Annotated in this window: 15 protein-coding genes, 1 pseudogene and 1 riboswitch; of the genes and pseudogenes, 6 read left to right on the top strand and 10 right to left on the bottom strand. The window is 34.0% G+C overall.

Annotation, left to right across the window (positions count from 1 at the left end; all coding sequences use genetic code 11):
* Positions 1–51 precede the first annotated feature (51 nt).
* The 3 genes and pseudogenes from BM350_RS13305 to BM350_RS27255 form a co-directional block, all read right to left on the bottom strand.
* Entirely contained in the window at positions 52–1347 is a 1296-nt protein-coding gene (locus BM350_RS13305; protein ID WP_090914629.1) for an MFS transporter, read from the bottom strand.
* 119 nt (positions 1348–1466) lie between these two features.
* On the bottom strand, positions 1467–2684 hold the full coding sequence (locus BM350_RS13310; protein ID WP_090914628.1) for a methyltransferase domain-containing protein: 1218 nt from the start codon (positions 2682–2684) through the stop codon (positions 1467–1469).
* A 72-nt stretch (positions 2685–2756) separates the two neighbouring features.
* Positions 2757–2930: pseudogene (locus BM350_RS27255) on the bottom strand (amidase); the annotation flags it as partial.
* A 438-nt stretch (positions 2931–3368) separates the two neighbouring features.
* Between BM350_RS27255 and secY the strand changes: the two are divergent.
* Positions 3369–4673, top strand: a complete 1305-nt coding sequence (gene secY, locus BM350_RS13320) for a preprotein translocase subunit SecY (RefSeq protein WP_090914624.1) — start codon at positions 3369–3371, stop codon at positions 4671–4673.
* 153 nt (positions 4674–4826) lie between these two features.
* Here the strand turns inward: secY and BM350_RS13325 are convergent, their stop codons facing one another.
* The 3 genes from BM350_RS13325 to BM350_RS13335 are packed head-to-tail and all read right to left on the bottom strand — an operon-like array spanning position 4827 to position 7367.
* Complete coding sequence (locus tag BM350_RS13325; RefSeq protein ID WP_090914622.1) at positions 4827–5693, bottom strand: DUF4097 family beta strand repeat-containing protein; 867 nt, start codon at positions 5691–5693, stop codon at positions 4827–4829.
* Positions 5694–5746: 53 nt separating this feature from the next.
* Entirely contained in the window at positions 5747–6451 is a 705-nt protein-coding gene (locus tag BM350_RS13330; protein WP_090914620.1) for an ABC transporter permease, read from the bottom strand.
* The gene (locus BM350_RS13335) at positions 6444–7367 is read right to left on the bottom strand and encodes an ABC transporter ATP-binding protein (protein ID WP_090914618.1); all 924 of its coding nucleotides are present in this window, start codon (positions 7365–7367) and stop codon (positions 6444–6446) included. The genes BM350_RS13330 and BM350_RS13335 overlap by 8 nt, the downstream gene beginning before the upstream one ends.
* 161 nt (positions 7368–7528) lie before the next feature.
* On the opposite strand from BM350_RS13335, the gene BM350_RS13340 reads away from it, so the two are divergent.
* The 3 genes from BM350_RS13340 to BM350_RS13350 all read left to right on the top strand — a co-directional run bounded on the left by BM350_RS13340 (position 7529) and on the right by BM350_RS13350 (position 10377).
* Positions 7529–8248, top strand: a complete 720-nt coding sequence (locus BM350_RS13340; protein WP_090914617.1) for a response regulator transcription factor — start codon at positions 7529–7531, stop codon at positions 8246–8248.
* Positions 8239–9342 carry a sensor histidine kinase gene (locus BM350_RS13345; RefSeq protein WP_090914615.1) on the top strand — a complete coding sequence of 368 codons (1104 nt, stop codon included), beginning with the start codon at positions 8239–8241 and terminating at the stop codon, positions 9340–9342. The genes BM350_RS13340 and BM350_RS13345 overlap by 10 nt, the downstream gene beginning before the upstream one ends.
* A 282-nt stretch (positions 9343–9624) precedes the next feature.
* Entirely contained in the window at positions 9625–10377 is a 753-nt protein-coding gene (locus BM350_RS13350; RefSeq protein WP_090914613.1) for a DUF975 family protein, read from the top strand.
* Positions 10378–10574: 197 nt separating this feature from the next.
* Here BM350_RS13350 and BM350_RS13355 read toward each other — a convergent pair whose 3' ends face one another.
* The 4 genes from BM350_RS13355 to BM350_RS13370 form a co-directional block, all read right to left on the bottom strand.
* A complete protein-coding gene (locus BM350_RS13355) occupies positions 10575–11072 on the bottom strand; it encodes a DUF421 domain-containing protein (RefSeq protein WP_090914611.1) in 498 nt (165 codons plus the stop codon).
* Positions 11073–11211: 139 nt separating this feature from the next.
* Positions 11212–11583, bottom strand: coding sequence for an ArsR/SmtB family transcription factor (locus tag BM350_RS13360; protein WP_090914610.1), 372 nt, complete (start codon positions 11581–11583; stop codon positions 11212–11214).
* Positions 11584–12003, bottom strand: a complete 420-nt coding sequence (locus tag BM350_RS13365) for an SRPBCC family protein (RefSeq protein ID WP_090914608.1) — start codon at positions 12001–12003, stop codon at positions 11584–11586.
* 197 nt (positions 12004–12200) lie between these two features.
* The gene (locus BM350_RS13370) at positions 12201–13079 is read right to left on the bottom strand and encodes an SDR family oxidoreductase (RefSeq protein ID WP_090914606.1); all 879 of its coding nucleotides are present in this window, start codon (positions 13077–13079) and stop codon (positions 12201–12203) included.
* A gap of 229 nt (positions 13080–13308) precedes the next feature.
* On the opposite strand from BM350_RS13370, the gene BM350_RS13375 reads away from it, so the two are divergent.
* Together BM350_RS13375 and BM350_RS13380 are read left to right on the top strand one after the other, a co-directional pair.
* Positions 13309–13761 (top strand): PH domain-containing protein, encoded by a 453-nt coding sequence (locus BM350_RS13375; protein ID WP_170857706.1) that lies wholly within the window; start codon positions 13309–13311, stop codon positions 13759–13761.
* Between the two features lie 453 nt (positions 13762–14214).
* A riboswitch (glycine riboswitch) is annotated at positions 14215–14335 on the top strand.
* A gap of 107 nt (positions 14336–14442) precedes the next feature.
* The gene (locus BM350_RS13380; RefSeq protein WP_090914604.1) at positions 14443–15810 is read left to right on the top strand and encodes an alanine/glycine:cation symporter family protein; all 1368 of its coding nucleotides are present in this window, start codon (positions 14443–14445) and stop codon (positions 15808–15810) included.
* Positions 15811–16327 lie beyond the last annotated feature (517 nt).

The raw sequence follows: 16327 nt of genomic DNA on the forward strand, positions 1-16327 counted from the left end.
TTCAGTATACTGGAAGGAGAGTTTTTTTCAACTATAACGCCGCTTAACAAATTAAGTACTTATATTTTTGGAAGTCAATTCAAAGTTCAACTTATTTGACGAACCAATATTAAATAGAAAAAACAATATTCCCCCTGCAACAGGCATGACATAAGAAGGAAGGATATTTAATAGAGATCCTGATGATATCATCGCCATAGGAAGCATTATTTTCGCGATAGTAATGCCAATGCTTAGTACCCTACCTCTATATTCATCTGGAATCTCTTTTTGCATAAAATAAGACAGAGGGATGTCAATTAGCGCTATGACTACTCCAAACAAGAACATGAGGACAATGAAGAAACAGGCGTAAACGATAGAGTTCAGTTGTAAGCTTTTCAGCATAACTGGAACTCCTAATAAAATCATAAAAATTGATAAAGCAAAACTTAAATATTTTAAAAGAATGGAGTAGGAAATTCTTTCTGTGATTTTCTTTACCAATAAAGCCCCTAAAATCATCCCCACTGGGAAAGCTCCTTGGATCATACCAAACTCTTTTGAACCTAGCTTTAGAACGGTATTGATCATATACGGTAATGGAACAGTCACAGCAAAACCGAGAAAGAAATTAATTAATATTAAGATCATAAACATGCTCTTAATACTCTTTCTTTTGAATAAATAGTTAAATCCCTCTTTCATATCTCTAATTAAATGAATTTTTCCATCTGAATGCTCTTCATTTGATTGATGATTGAAAAGCTTGAAATGAATAAACATCATTGATAATCCGGAAAGAATAAAAGAAATTCCATTAATAATAATAAAAGTTCTCATATCAAAGATTGCAAAAACAATCCCGCCTAACATAGGTCCCATAATTGAAGAGATTGAGTCAATTATTTTACTAATAGAATTAATATTCATCAACATCTTTTCAGATACAATGTTTGGCTTCGCTGCTTCTAAACCTATTCCAAAGAAAGTAGTAAACACCGTCAAAAGGAAGGTAGTGGTGTAAATAATAAGTAAATTTAATTCATATTTCATACATAATATATAAACCGAAACTAACAAGATTCCGCTTAGAAGATCCATAAATACAACTAACTTCTTTTTATTGACTTTATCTACAAGCACCCCAGCAAACGGATTGATGATAATCATTGGAATAATTCCTAATATAAGAGTAATTGCAAAGCTTAATGCTGAACCCGTCTGCTTTAAAACGTATAATCCTAACGCAAAATTATAAATAGCTGTACCAAATATTGACACAGTTTTTCCTGTAGAATAGAGGACTAGGTTTTTTATTTCTTTTTTGCTCTTTTCGTTACTTATATTCATTTGTAATGCTTCCATAAGTACTCCACCTCGCTTAATTTTTTATATAACAAAGTGTAAGCTGTTGGGTGAACCCGACAACAATAGGTGCAGTCCATAAATTTTTAATGGAAAATGAAAAAAAGATAGGGTTAACCCTATCTTTTTCCAAAAAATGAATATGAATATATTTCTTCCCCCTGTACAAAGAAATTTTCGTACTTTCCACCTCTATCAATATATTCAGAAGTCCTTTCCTCAAGAGGTATATACTTCAAACCATTGATGTTTTTCTTAATTTTTCTAGCTATAAAGTTGTCTCTGAATTTAGCTTCAATTTTGCTTTTGGTGCTAAAGTTTTTAAAAGCAATAAATGATCCCAATAAGTAACAATCAGGCTTAAAAAGAGAATCCACTTCACGAAGCAAAAATTCCTCATGTTCAAAGCTGTAATTACTAGTACCCGAATGATCCATCACGATATCGACAGAGTATTCCTGTATAGGTATATCTAAAAAGTCAGCGCAAATAAAGAGAATGTTTCTTTTGACACCAGATCTCTCTAATACCCCTTTTAAAAACCGATGCCTCTCTAAGTTGCGATCAACAGCAATATACAAGCAATTTTCCGGTAATTCCCGAAAAATATTTCGCAGAAAAAAGCCAACTCCGGATCCTAGCTCAAGTACTACTTTATCGTTTAAGTCTAATCGACCAAGTTTCCTCCTTAACCATTCTCCAACTTTACGGATATTTTCCAAATAAGTTGGATCAGTTACATGAATATATTCAAGAACAAATTCTTCATGATGGTGGGAAGCAGCCGCCTGAAATGAATTGCCAACCTTTAAAATACCTGATTCAACAAGGTATTCTTCTCCACAATTGCAAGTTAACTTTCCCTCCATAATTTGATTTCGATTAATGATCCCATCTTGAAGAATAAGCTTTGCACTACATTTTAAACATTTCAGCATATCGAGTACTTTTAAATCAATCCCAATCCCCCAGCTTGAACCTTTCGATTTTGCTGATAACACATCTAATTTCGTCTTTAGCTTTTCCTTTATTTTTACTAAATTATTTATTTCCTGCTCAACCTGCTTATATTTATCCATAAATAAAGATTGATAGTACGTATCTTGTTCATAGTCCATAAATTCACCAAATTTTTTATAAAGAAAAAAATTTTTAATCTCGTTTAAACTAAAGCCCATCCCTTTAAATTCTAAAATAATTTCTAAATCGTTTTGACAGTGCTCATCAAAAAAATAATGCCCTCCCTTCTTTTCAGGCACAATCAACCCTAAATCCATATAATGCCTAATTGTATCAATACTCAATTTATTTACTTCTCCAAATTTACCAATCCTCACTATATCACTACCCGTACATATTATTTATTCATGAGTCCTTCTTTTCTTACACAAAAACCACTTTTATATCTACTACACTTTCTCTATTAAACTAGAAGGCTTCCGAAATTTTGTTGCTTGCTCAAAAGCGTAACCAATCTTTATTAAAGTTCCCTCACTAAATGCCGTTCCAGCAAAAGTAATGCCAAATGGACGCCCGTTTTCCATATATCCTGCTGGCAAAGCAATTGATGGATAACCGGCTTTATCGTACTTGGCGATTCGATACAAATAATACATAACAAGGTCTTTTGCTGTTAACTTACCCGTTTCCATCGCTTCTTGAATCATTGTAACTGTTAATTCTTCTCCGTCTATATTAGGTAATTGAAATTCCATATAGTGAACCCCTTTGTTTCTTTGAGAATATTATAACAATTCGAATCACCTATAATCTAGCAAAATTCCCTTGTATGTACTTATTCTTTTTATTCTTACCTCTGTACAAATATTTATTTTATAGTTATATTATGGTTATTGAGTTGTTACGAAAACATAAACATCGCTCTATTTTATATCCGTAAACTGTTTGAAAATCCATTTGTCATAATGAATTTTATTCGGAAGGAGGTTTGCAGTTTATACGTGAGGATATAAAAACTAGTTTTACTTTACATAATTAGTAAACATATAGGAGGCGACATGATGTTTCGTACAATTTCAAACTTTATGAGAGTAGCTGAGATCAGAAGCAAAATCCTTTTTACTTTAGCGATGTTAATCGTTTTTCGGATTGGCACATTCATTCCAGTTCCTCATACTAATGCTGAGGTATTAAAAATACAAGATCAAACAAATGTTTTAGGAATGCTCAATGTATTTGGCGGAGGTGCCTTACAAAACTTTTCAATTTTCGCCGTTGGCATCACACCGTATATTACAGCTTCCATCATCGTGCAGTTATTACAGATGGATGTCGTTCCTAAATTTGCAGAGTGGGCAAAGCAAGGTGAAATGGGCCGTAAAAAATCAGCTCAATTTACCCGCTACTTTACAATTGTTCTTGCATTCATTCAGTCGATAGGAATGTCTATTGGCTTTAACAATATGGCAGGTGGACAATTAATAACGGATCCAGGCCTAAAAACCTACTTATTAATTGCTACCGTATTAACCGCTGGTACTGCGTTTTTAATGTGGTTAGGTGAACAAATTACTGCAAATGGAGTAGGCAACGGAATTTCAATTATTATTTTTGCAGGACTTGTGGCAGGAATTCCAAGTATTATGAATCAAATATACTTACAACAAATTCATAATGCTGGAGATCAACTCTTTATGCATATTATAAAAATCGCATTAATTATTTTGGTCATTTTAGCAATCATCGTTGGTGTTATTTATATTCAACAAGCAAATCGGAAAATTCCTATTCAATATGCAAAAGCTTCTACTGGGAACAATCCATATCAAGGAGCAAAAAATACACACTTACCTCTTAAGGTAAATAGTGCAGGTGTCATTCCTGTTATCTTTGCTTCCGCATTTTTAATGACGCCGCGAACAATTGCGCAGCTGTTTCCAAGCTCTGCGGTGTCCAAATGGATCAATACAAATTTTGATTATTCACACCCAGTTGGAATGTGTTTATACCTTGGACTCATTATTGCATTTACATACTTTTATGCCTTCGTTCAAGTAAACCCTGAACAAATGGCTGAAAACTTGAAGAAACAAAACGGGTATGTTCCAGGCATTCGACCAGGGAAAATGACAGAGAAATACGTAACAAAAATCTTATATCGTTTAACTTTTATCGGAGCAATCTTTTTAGGGGCAATCTCTATTTTGCCGATTATATTCACAAAAATTTCTAATTTACCAGCTTCCGCCCAAATTGGTGGGACAAGTTTACTCATCATTGTCGGGGTCGCGTTAGAAACAATGAAAACGCTAGAGAGCCAGCTTGTGAAACGTCACTATAAAGGATTTATAAAGAAAGTAAATTAACATTTTATTTTATACAAACCCCTCTTATATATCGTAAAAACAGCGATATATAAGAGGGGTTTCTTTTGTTCAAAATGGGTTCTTATTGTTTGTTTCCAAATACACTTTCAATTTATATTTTGGATCAAGCTTTATTTCAAATCAGCAAATATGTTAATTTATCTTTATTGTTCCTTCTCTACTTAAAACTTCCAATTTATTTGCTGCATCACCAATGGTCCCTTCTTTTGATTTTTCAGTATCCCTTTTTTTCTTAAATCCATCTAGATTAACGGTTATATCAGATGAATGACTATTAGTAGTAAGCATTAATGAAGTCGGGGCTTCTTTATAAGATACAGCAATATCTCCTGATTTTGTTTCTACAAACAATGACTCTCCTTCTTTTGTATTTTTAATTGTTACTTCACCCTCTGTTGAAGTAACTTTCATCTTAGGACTAGTCACACTTGTAATATAATTATCACCAGTAGTGGAAGCTACAGTTAATGCCTTTAACGAGCTATCTTTCAAGTTGAATTCCCCATCTTTTGATGTAAATTTCCCCTTATCCGCTGACAGTCCTTCAATTTTTTCAGCACCAGAGTCGTTTGAAATTACAATATTTTTAGTCGCTACATCTTTCATTTTTATATCACCGAAACTATTATTCAATGTAATCGTATCTATTTCATTCTTTGGGATAGAAATATAGATTGTACCTTTCTTCCCGAAACTGAATCCTTCAAGTATTCCCTTTTGGTCTTTTTGATTCATTTCTATTTTCTTCCCATCATTTTTAATTGTTACGGGATCTTTTTTCTTGTCCTTTTGTTTTCCTTCAACTTCAATTGTTATCTTTTTTGATTTCGTATTTTTGAACTCAATATCCCAAGACTCGTTGTTTATCTCTACTTCTTCAATACTATCCGCTTCAAAGGAGGTTTCTTTTTCAAAACTCTTTCCTCCTACTTCTTTGAAGCTAAAAACGAATCCACCAGTTACAATTAATGCAGTAGAAGCTAGTATCATTTTTTTCAATTTTTATTCCCCATCCCTTGTTGAATTTGAATATTACTCCAGCCCCGCTTTGTTTAAGCAACATCAATTTTGTCAATTTTATAATAAGAAAGATGTCCAATGATTAGACCAAGTAGACAGAATGCAATTGGTACCCCAATGAATTCGAATAAACTAGTCGAACTACCGCCATTAGAAATAGTTGAGTTAATCAAAAACCCTATTAATACAGCTGAGGTAATTGTTGTAGCGGTTGATTTTTTTCTCATACCAAAATATAAAGGAATCAGGCTTACTCCTGCCATCATAAATGCATGAATACAAGTAGTTGGAACTGTAGTAATTATTTCACTCATACTAACAGGTGTTTCAAAGAATCCTATAATTGGGTTTAGAAAGAAAGTTAACATACTGATAATAAAGGTAGTAAAAATTATGCTAAAAAAACAAAATCCAAAAACAATTGATAACTTAGCTTGCAATATTTTTTTCCGTTGTAGTGGATAGGTAAACACAAATTGAATCGTTTTGCTCTTGTATTCATCAATGACTAAACGTGATAAAATTACACTTGAAAAAATGATAAATGTTATTCTAATAAGAATATTCGTTAAAGACATGAATGCCATATAATCTGGAAACATTTGCTCACTCTCACCTTTAGAACCTATTGCCATAAGACCAGCAGCAGCAAAAATTCCAACAATACAAATTGCTAGTCCTTTAAAATAACTAGATAAGAAATGTTTTTTCCATTCTAGTTTCATAAGTTTAAACATGTTGACCGCCTCCATTAATAAGGTTTAAAAAGTACTCTTCTAAATTGTGTTGTTTTCTTTCAATTCTCTTTACTATGACGTCATTCAATATCAATTCTTTATTGATTTGATATTGAGAAATGGCTTGTTCAAAAATCCGAATCGTATTCTGGTCTACTATTTCATATTTTTTAATTCCTAATGTATCTTCCAGTATCTGTGTCGTTTTCTTCAAATTGTCTACTTCGATTTCAAGATATTCGATATTTTCTTTTCTGATTTCTTCCATTTTTACTTCTTTTAATAATTTCCCCTGATTAATAATGCCTATCGTATCTGCTATCGATTCAATTTCTGAGACAATATGACTTGAAATTAAAATAGTAATTCCATATTTCTCTTTTAAAAGTAATAAAAGCTCCCGAATGTCTTTAATACCGATTGGATCAAGTCCATTGATAGGTTCATCAAGAATTAAAATTTCCGGTTTCGTAACAATCGCCCGTGCAATCCCTAATCGTTGCTTCATCCCTAAAGAAAATTCATGAATTTTTTTATTTCCCACATCCTTCAGACCAACAATTTCTAAAGCTTCATCGACCGCCCTTTTATCATGATAGCCAACGTATTCGCAGTGAAAGTCTAAATTTTCCTTTGCTGTTAGCCGATCATAAAACACGGGATATTCAATGATGCTGCCTATATTCTTTAAATATTGATAGGATGTTGGTAAAACAGGCTGGTTTAATACTATAATTTCACCAGAAGATGGCTTTACTAAATTTAAGATCATCTTCATAATCGTTGTTTTTCCGGCCCCATTCGGTCCTAAAAACCCATAAATTTCTCCTCTGTTTATTTTCATATTGACATTAGAAACCGTTTCGTTTCCCTCAAACAACTTACTTAATTTGTTAATTTTAATAATAGTTTCCACTCGTTGTCCCTCCTGCTTTATATTGATATGTTACAATAAGCTTAACGAATGAAAGTAAAATCAAAGTAAACTCTATGGAAAATGCTTGTAATATTTTTATTTAGATAAATATCTACAGAAGATAAATTGATATGATGAGGTTGAAATGAGGGATAATCGAAATGGAATCTGCAAAAATATTAGTAATAGATGACGAAGTTGGTATATTGAAATTATTAGAAATAATACTAAGGAAAGAGAATTTCATTCATATAGAAACTGTCTCAGCAGGAAAAGATGCGCTGCAACGTATCAAAGAAAAAGTATATGATATTATTTTGCTCGATATCATGCTTCCAGATATAAGCGGGTTTGAACTATGTACAGAAATTCGAAAAAATACAAATACACCTATCATTTTTATTAGCGCACGCTCAACAGACTTCGATAAATTGACGGGTTTAGGAATAGGCGGAGATGATTATATTACAAAACCTTTTAATCCTTTAGAAGTAATAGCTCGAATAAAAGTCATCCTTCGTCGTCAAAAAATGTATGAGAGTTCACAACAACAAAGTACTTTATACAATTATGACTACTTCACTTTTAACCCTGAATCTGCAACATTAACTGTTAAAAATCATCCGGTAGAATGCACAGCAAAAGAGCTGGAGTTACTACATTTCTTTTGCAAAAATCCAAATCGTATTTTCACGACTGCTCAGCTTTACGAATTTGTATGGGGAAACGATGTTTTTGGAGAAGAAAAAACCGTCACGATCCATATATCCAAACTGCGGAAAAAACTTGGTGATGATACACGCAAACCAAAAATCATTGTAAATTTACGAGGAATTGGCTATAAATTCATCCCTCCAAATGAGGCGTTTATATGCGAATAAAAACTCGATTTACATTCCATTTAGCATTAGGACTTATTCTTTGGATGCTTGTAACTGGTTTTTGCATTGTCATTATTGTTGAAGGTATTTTTCCGCTGTTCGGTATCATTGTTAATGAAAACACTGAAGGTTTGCTTGTGGCTGGGATTTTTGTTATTAGCACAATTCTTTGCATTGGCTTGTTTGGATGGTATTTTGGTGGTCCGATTGGATTCATAATGACTTGGATCCATCAACTCTCACAAGAAAACTACAAACAACCTAAAGGTTTGCAAAAGATTTATACCAAAAAGGGAAAACTTCGTATGCGTTATCTTCTGTATCAGGAGGTACTTCAACAGCTCCAAATATTAGCTGTAAAATTACAAGCTGCTGAAATAGAAAGAGAAAAAATAGAGCACGCCAAACAAGAATGGATTGCTGGTATTTCGCATGATTTAAAAACACCACTAACATATATCAAGGGATATTCAGCGCTTTTATTAAATGATCAGTATGAGTGGTCAAAAGATGAGGTTCAATCTTTTATCCAAGAAATTGATGATAAAGGAAAACATATGGAAGAATTAATTCAAGATTTAAGCCTCGTCTTACAGCTAAATAATGCTGAAGGTATGTTACCTTTACATAAAACGAATCAAGATTTAGTCGAATTTACAAAAAGAGTTGTTGCCGACATTAGTCATGATCCGCAAGCAAGTAACTATAAACTTCACTTTCAAACGGATACACCTGTAATTCATGTTGAATTTGATCATAAATTTATGCAACGTATCTTACAAAACATTCTCATGAATTCGATTTTACACAACCCTGAACACACCGATATATATACAACACTTTCTGATAATGATAAACATGTAGTTATCCATATTAGGGACAATGGTGTTGGCATGTCCTCTCATATGATAGAAAATCTTTTTCAACAATATTACCGAGGAACAACAACCGATTCCTCTTCCGAAGGGACTGGGCTTGGAATGGCAATTGTCTATAAACTTGTACATGCTCATAATGGGACAATTTCTGCCAAAAGCGAGCTTTCGAAAGGAACATCATTTAATATCATCTTGCCGAAAAAAGGACGTTCATAAGACAATAAGTCTTATGATGTCCTTTCATTTTTTAAAATATCGTAACTACTCAGCCATACATTTCATTTAGAAACTTGGATACACCCCCTAATACCTATAGAAAGGTATTCTCATTTTTTCGTTAATCCTTGCTTTAGATAGTTTACTATTTCATTAGCACTTCCGTATTTCAATATAGATAGATTTCAATTTATTTGATTAATAAAATTATAAAATGGATATTCCTCCTGGAAAATGTTATTATTCTCTATGTTATGAAAAATTTTGAAGGGTGGAACTAAAGTGATTAGTGATTTAAAAAAGGCAGCCTTATCTTCATTAAAGGGCAAGTGGGGATTAGGGGTAGGAACAACATTCCTTTATTTTGTCTTACCTGTAGTAAGCATGTATATCACTGCATTAGTCCTAACTTGTATGTTTGCTTTTTCTTTTAGCACGATACAAGCTGCGAATTTTGTAGACATTATAGACATTGTAGACGGTGAACCAAAGCTTAATTTGACTGGTAGTGTGTCTCTATTTCTTGGATGTGCGATTCTTATTCTTATTTTTATCGCTTTGCAAAGTATGTTTGATTATGGGTATTATAACTTCACATTACGTTTAGCAAAAAATGAATCTACTACAATTGGAAATTTATTTGAAGGATTCAAGTCAAAACATATATTTAGAACGATAAAACTCGGTATTTTACAAACCATACTCCTTCTTTTATGGAGCCTCTTATTCATTATTCCAGGTATTATCAAATCCTTATCCTATGCTATGGCTTTTTACATACTGATAGAGGATCCAAATTGCACACCACTAGAAGCGATTCGAAGAAGTAAGGAAATGATGAAGGGGCATAAATTTGACTTATTCATCACAATGTTAAGTTTTATTGGATGGTATATTTTAGGTTGTATAGTGGGGCTGTTTGCTCTTTTTCTCCCGTATTTATGGCTGAACCCCTACTACTATACAACAATGTCTCATTTTTACTTAAATTTAGTGAATAGAAACAATACTGGGGGAGAAAAGACAATTAACTAAAAGACACAATATTACCACCGAACAACAGCTAATTTCTCCACTGAAAGCATTGGAGTTGGAATGGCAATTGTTTTTAAACTTGTACATGCTCATTCTCTGTCGAGAGCGAGCTTTCGAAAGGAACATCATTCCATATTATCTTGCCGAAAAAAGGACGTCCATAAGACAATAAGTCTTAAGACGTCCTTTTATTTTCCTTATTCTTTAGAAATATATTGCCGCAGTACCTTCTCCAACACTTCGCGAGTAACCGGCTGTGCTTGAGCGGTTAATTGATAACCAATGCGGCCGCTTGGCTCTGCAGTTACTTGCTGTAATGTTTGAATGTCATGAATTCCTAGCTCTCGTAAATACATAAATAATTGCTGTTCTGTCATTTTGGCACGATGTAAGTTATCTTTTACAATTTGTCCATCTTTAATAATAACGAGCGTGTTACCATCTAGAAATCGCTCCACCTTTCGTGATTTCACTTCTAAATAATGAATGATCAGTAAAACAATCGAAAATGTACACGCGGTTAATATTGTTGTTCCTAACTTCTTACTTAACACCGGCTCTACAATAATGCGTCCAATAGATACAACGACAATAAGTTCAGCTCTTGTCATCTGACTAAGAGACTTACTTCCCGCAAATTTTAAAACGAGAATACCTGTAGCGATTAGTATCATGCTTTCAAGAACAATATTCATCTAGTCCATTCCTTTTACAGCAATTTATACACAGTATTACCATCTTCAAATTAATCTTAATCCTGTTTATCAAATATAAAAGAGTATGTTTAAACAATTTGTTCTAAACATACTCTTTTTCATATAGAAGAAAGTGATCTTATTCCTCTTGTTTATCTAATTTTGTTTCAACAATTTTTAACCCATGATTCTCTCCATTTTCAACAACGTGTTTCAAAATGGATAATTTATTATTCCAAAATTGTTCGTAAAACGAAAGCCACTGCTTTAATTCTTGTAAAGGTTCTGGCTGCAGCTGATAAATTTTTTCTCTTCCTACCTTCTTTCCGCTAACTAACTTTGCCTCTGAAAGAATGTGAAGATGTTTTGTGACAGCTGTACGACTAATCGGAAAATGAGATGTTATTTCTGAAATAGGCAATTCCTTCTCTGCCAGTAATCGAAGTACCTCTCTACGGGTTGGATCAGCAATCGCTTGGAATACATCGTAATTTTCTGCTGATGGAGACACTTAGCCTTCAATAACCTTTTTAAGTTTTTCGTTCACAATGGCCATCCAACCAAATGCCATTTTCTCACGAATAACAGAACTTTTCTCATTCGGTTTTGGAAGAATAAAGTCAGGCTCTTTCCAACCACCATGAATGAGTGTAAATTCAGTTTTATCGCCTAAATCTTTTAAAAGAAAAGAAACAATCCAGCCATCTGTATCCCAGGCAAAAGAAAGATGATGAGGAGCATCAATTTCTAATACTTTACATGGAGATGGTCCAAAAGGAGATTGAATATGAAATTCATGTCCTACTTCCGCTTGAAAATCATTTGGCATAAACCATAATGCAATACCTTCTGCAGTTGATACTGTATCCCATACTTTTTGAATAGGTGCTTCTAGCACGATTGTTTGCTTAATATCTTGTAATGTGTTCATATTACTTTTCCTTCTTTCCTAATTTTAAAATGCAACCTTTTGGTTTCACTTTGACATAATATAACACCTTTTGGTTTCATGTCAATATTCATTAACCCTTTTGCAATCCTGTGAATATCAAAAAAAGATTGTAATAACTAAAAAAACAGTATGGTTACGAATGTTTAGTTATTCTTTCCTAAATCCATTAAAATTCTTTATAAAGTATGTTTAACATGTTCGTCAAAATATTTTCCCCAATCAGGCTGTCTTCCATCTATATCTTTGAATTTATATTCTCTTGCTAATTCCCACGAACTAAGTGCTTGTCCTGTTTTCTTATGAACATTCGGATCGCTCGCTAAAGAAGCAATTGCTCGTCCTATAAAAAATGGCGTTTCTGATGCGATAAAATGCGGATCTTTTTTTGCTCCTTCTTGCCAATTATTTTCTGTCACACCGAATATATCTAACATTGCTTCAGAACGTAAAAAGCCCGGACTGACTGCAACAGATGTTATATTGTAGGGAGCTAAGTCTCTTGCCATTGCCTGGGCTAAATGAATTGTGGAAATTTTAGCGAGGCTATAAAACATATTCCCTCGATATTCGTAATCAACACCATCTGTAATCTCAACAACGAGTCCTTTCTTATTCTTCACCATAAGCGGGACACCGTAATGACTCGTTATGATATGAGAATGTACAGCGGTTGTTTGCATTTGAATTCCATTATCTAAGTTATGTTCCCAAAATGGTACATTCCACTCTGTCAGTGGATCTCCTCCCCATACATCATTCACTAAAATATCTAACTGTCCATTCTGCTCTTGTGCAATTTTTACGAATAAAGCTTCGACATCTTCTTTCACAGTATGATCAACGCGAACCGCAATTCCTTTTCCACCTTGCTTCGTTACAAGTTCAGCCGTTTCTTCGATAGTCTCTGTTCTTCCCATTGATGATAAGTTTCCTCTTGTACTTCTTCCTGTCACATATACAGTAGCACCAGCTTCACCAAGCATCATCGCAATGCCTCTTCCAGCACCGCGTGTTCCACCAGCTACTACTGCAACTTTCCCTTGTAATGGTTTCATATATTTCTCCTTTACATATGATTTGGTTACACTTCATTTCAAAAAATGATTCCTTTCCCCCTCCATTCTGCCATCTAAATTCAACATAAACTACTTTATTTTCAATATTCTTCTCTGAAAATAATATATTCTTAATTATATACACCAAAATGTGGTAATATTTACATATAGATAAACTAGTCCTCAATTCTCACAAGAAAACATCTTACACAATAAAGAAGGTGATGTAATGAAATGGAAAGTAAGACGGGACCGAGGATATTGGTATATGATGACTGGAATCATCCTGTTATCTAATATACTCCTCTCTCTTCCGCTCTGGTTAGATAACACACTGAATTCTGTAGATTGGCTCATTATCCCTAGTATCATTTTAATATTTGACTTATTCATGTTATGGGTTATTTTCGGCATTCGCTATGAATTGCAAGAAAAGAGCTTATATGCAAGATGCGGTCCTTTTTGGTGCAATGTTCCCTATGAAAATATTACAGATGTTCATCCAACTGATGATATGCTTATCGGTTTTCGTCCAGCAGCTGCATTTCACGGTGTAGAAATTCACTATCCAAATGCCTTATTTGGCAGTGTGAAACTATCACCAGAAAACGAAGAATTGTTCATACAAACTGTACTTGCTAGGTGTCCACATTTACAAAATAGTGAAACAAAACAGCTCTAATTCAAAATGTATGAATTAACGCGTGAAAATTATAATAATGTGCTTACTAAGGTAATCTATGAATTACGAAAGACAAGTATTTTTCAGTTTAAATGAGCGCGTAAAATCATCGATAACTACTATACAGAACAAAAAATGACCTGCACTCACTTTCTTCTCTTTGCTTTAAAACCCTGCATGTGGCAGGAAAAGGCACTGACCGCTTCTATGCATGGCCAGATGCTCTCGCCCATCTAAAAAACGAAAAGTTTTTTTATTTTGTTTTTTAGTTTTATATTTATAGATATTTCCTTCTTGACTTATCATATAAATCGTGATTATAATAACTCATGTTAATTTCATAGCATTCGGATGAACCATACAGGAGAAGATCCTTTGATCTACCGATGGGGCAAAAAGCTGGTCGGACAGCTTTGAAACTCTCAGGTCTTGTATTCAAGTAGAACTGTATGGGGACGAATCTCTGGAGAGACTCCCTCCTGTTGCATAGCAACATGGAGGAAACAGGGCACCGAAGGAGCAAATCCGCCATTACAGCGGATAATCTCTCAGGTAAAAGGACAGAGACAAGCGACAGAAAATACCGATTCCCGAATCGGTTTATTTTTCTATTCCTTGTATCTCCAGAGACCATTTCGTTTACATGAAATGGTTTTTTATTTTTTCTAAAGGAGAGTAAAGATGGAAACAGTGAATCAAGTATTAGAAGTAATCAATCATTACGTATGGGGGCTGCCGACACTCGTACTGCTTGTTGGAACAGGAATCCTCCTTACAGTACGTCTGCGAGGCCTACAATTTATCAAACTATTATACGCACATAAGCTAGCATTTGGAAAATCGGAAGACAACTCTTCTAGAGGTGACATTAGTCACTTCCAAGCGTTAATGACCGCCATGTCAGCTACTATCGGGATGGGAAATATAGCCGGCGTTGCAACCGCAGTATCTATCGGAGGACCCGGTGCAGTGTTTTGGATGTGGATTACTGCCTTGTTTGGAATGGCAACAAAATATTCAGAAGCAATTCTTGCAGTAAAATATCGCATACATGGTGCTAACGGTGAGTACTCGGGTGGTCCAATGTATTATTTAGAACATGGGTTAGGAAAGAAATGGCTCGCTATATTATTTGCTATTTTCGGAACAACAGCTTCATTTGGAATTGGAAATATGGTGCAGTCTAATTCAGTTGCTGAAGCTATGAAAATTAATTTTTCCGTATCTCCTGTCGTAACAGGAATCGTAATGGCTCTTTTCATCGCAATTGTCATTTTAGGCGGAGTTAAAAAAATAGGAAAAGTGACTGGTTTTTTTGTTCCAATTAAAGCTTTCTTTTATATCATTGCTGGACTTATTATTATTTTTTATCATATAGATCAAATTCCAACAGCATTCCAGCTTATTTTCACTGGTGCTTTTCATGGCACTGCAGCTGCTGGAGGCTTTGCCGGAGCAACCATTGCTTCAGCTATTCAAATCGGAATGGCGCGAGGTGTGTTTGCAAACGAAGCCGGACTTGGCAGTGCGCCGATTGCTGCCGCTGCTGCGAAGACTGACTCCCCCGCTAAACAAGCACTCGTATCTATGACGGGAACGTTCCTTGATACATTTGTTGTATGTACAATCACTGGTTTAGTACTTATCACAACAGGTGCTTGGAATTCCGGTAAAACGGGCGTTGAAGCAACAACATTTGCATTTCAAACTGTATTTGGAAGCGCCGGAAGTATGATCCTTGGCATCGCAATTATTTTATTTGCGTATTCCACAATGTTAGGCTGGTCATATTATGGAGAGAAATGCGTTGAATATTTATTTGGCTATCATGCGGTTCGATACTACCGCCTCATTTTTGTTGGTATAATCATGTTTGGGGCAAATTTAAAACTAGGACTTGTTTGGACGTTCTCTGATATTGCAAATGGACTAATGGCAATCCCAAATTTAATTGGTTTGATTGGATTAAGCGGGATTGTTGTTACAGAGACACAACGGTTTTTGCAGGCGGAAAAATCTAACAATTCTAAAAATCGGATTGCAAGTTAAATTAACTCTTGTTTTTAAATAAAGTTTGATTAAAAAACCATTAATTTATGATAAATAGGAAGAATCCATTTTGAAAAAGTTCGAGCAAAATGGATTCTTCAACTATAAATCATGATACGATTTCTATAAAAAATTTTGTAATTAATTATTATATTATTTCTCCATTACCTTTAATTTCGTCTCTACCCTAACAAACATAATAATTATTAATAGTATCATAAGAGCTATGAGTGCAATTATTGTTTGTGGATACCTGAATGTTAGGCTAATTATACTTCCTATAAGAATCATTAAAAAACCATTTTTCCTCATAATTTCAGCACTATATTTACAAGCATATATACCATTAAAATCCCCCCTCTTTATTTATTTTTTAAAAATTAATTATTACCTTTATAAACTAATTACACCATATTATTATAATCGAACTTTAATTTGTTAATTAATGTGAATATATAGTGTAACAACTATATGGCATTATTCATGGAAACCCACAATAATCAAATAGGCCACAGGT

The organism is Bacillus sp. 103mf (genome assembly GCF_900116295.1).
GTDB classification, from domain to species: domain Bacteria; phylum Bacillota; class Bacilli; order Bacillales; family Bacillaceae_G; genus Bacillus_A; species Bacillus_A bruguierae.

Excerpts from the sequence above, each read along its gene's own strand:
- BM350_RS13305 (WP_090914629.1), bottom strand. The coding sequence starts at position 1,347 with ATGGAAGCATTACAAATGAATATAAGTAACGAAAAGAGCAAAAAAGAA.
- secY (WP_090914624.1), top strand. The coding sequence starts at position 3,369 with ATGTTTCGTACAATTTCAAACTTTATGAGAGTAGCTGAGATCAGAAGC.
- BM350_RS13345 (WP_090914615.1), top strand. The coding sequence starts at position 8,239 with ATGCGAATAAAAACTCGATTTACATTCCATTTAGCATTAGGACTTATT.
- BM350_RS13355 (WP_090914611.1), bottom strand. The coding sequence starts at position 11,072 with ATGAATATTGTTCTTGAAAGCATGATACTAATCGCTACAGGTATTCTC.
- BM350_RS13340 (WP_090914617.1), top strand. The coding sequence starts at position 7,529 with ATGGAATCTGCAAAAATATTAGTAATAGATGACGAAGTTGGTATATTG.
- BM350_RS13380 (WP_090914604.1), top strand. The coding sequence starts at position 14,443 with ATGGAAACAGTGAATCAAGTATTAGAAGTAATCAATCATTACGTATGG.
- BM350_RS13370 (WP_090914606.1), bottom strand. The coding sequence starts at position 13,079 with ATGAAACCATTACAAGGGAAAGTTGCAGTAGTAGCTGGTGGAACACGC.
- BM350_RS13375 (WP_170857706.1), top strand. The coding sequence starts at position 13,309 with ATGAAATGGAAAGTAAGACGGGACCGAGGATATTGGTATATGATGACT.
- BM350_RS13365 (WP_090914608.1), bottom strand. The coding sequence starts at position 12,003 with ATGAACACATTACAAGATATTAAGCAAACAATCGTGCTAGAAGCACCT.
- BM350_RS13330 (WP_090914620.1), bottom strand. The coding sequence starts at position 6,451 with ATGTTTAAACTTATGAAACTAGAATGGAAAAAACATTTCTTATCTAGT.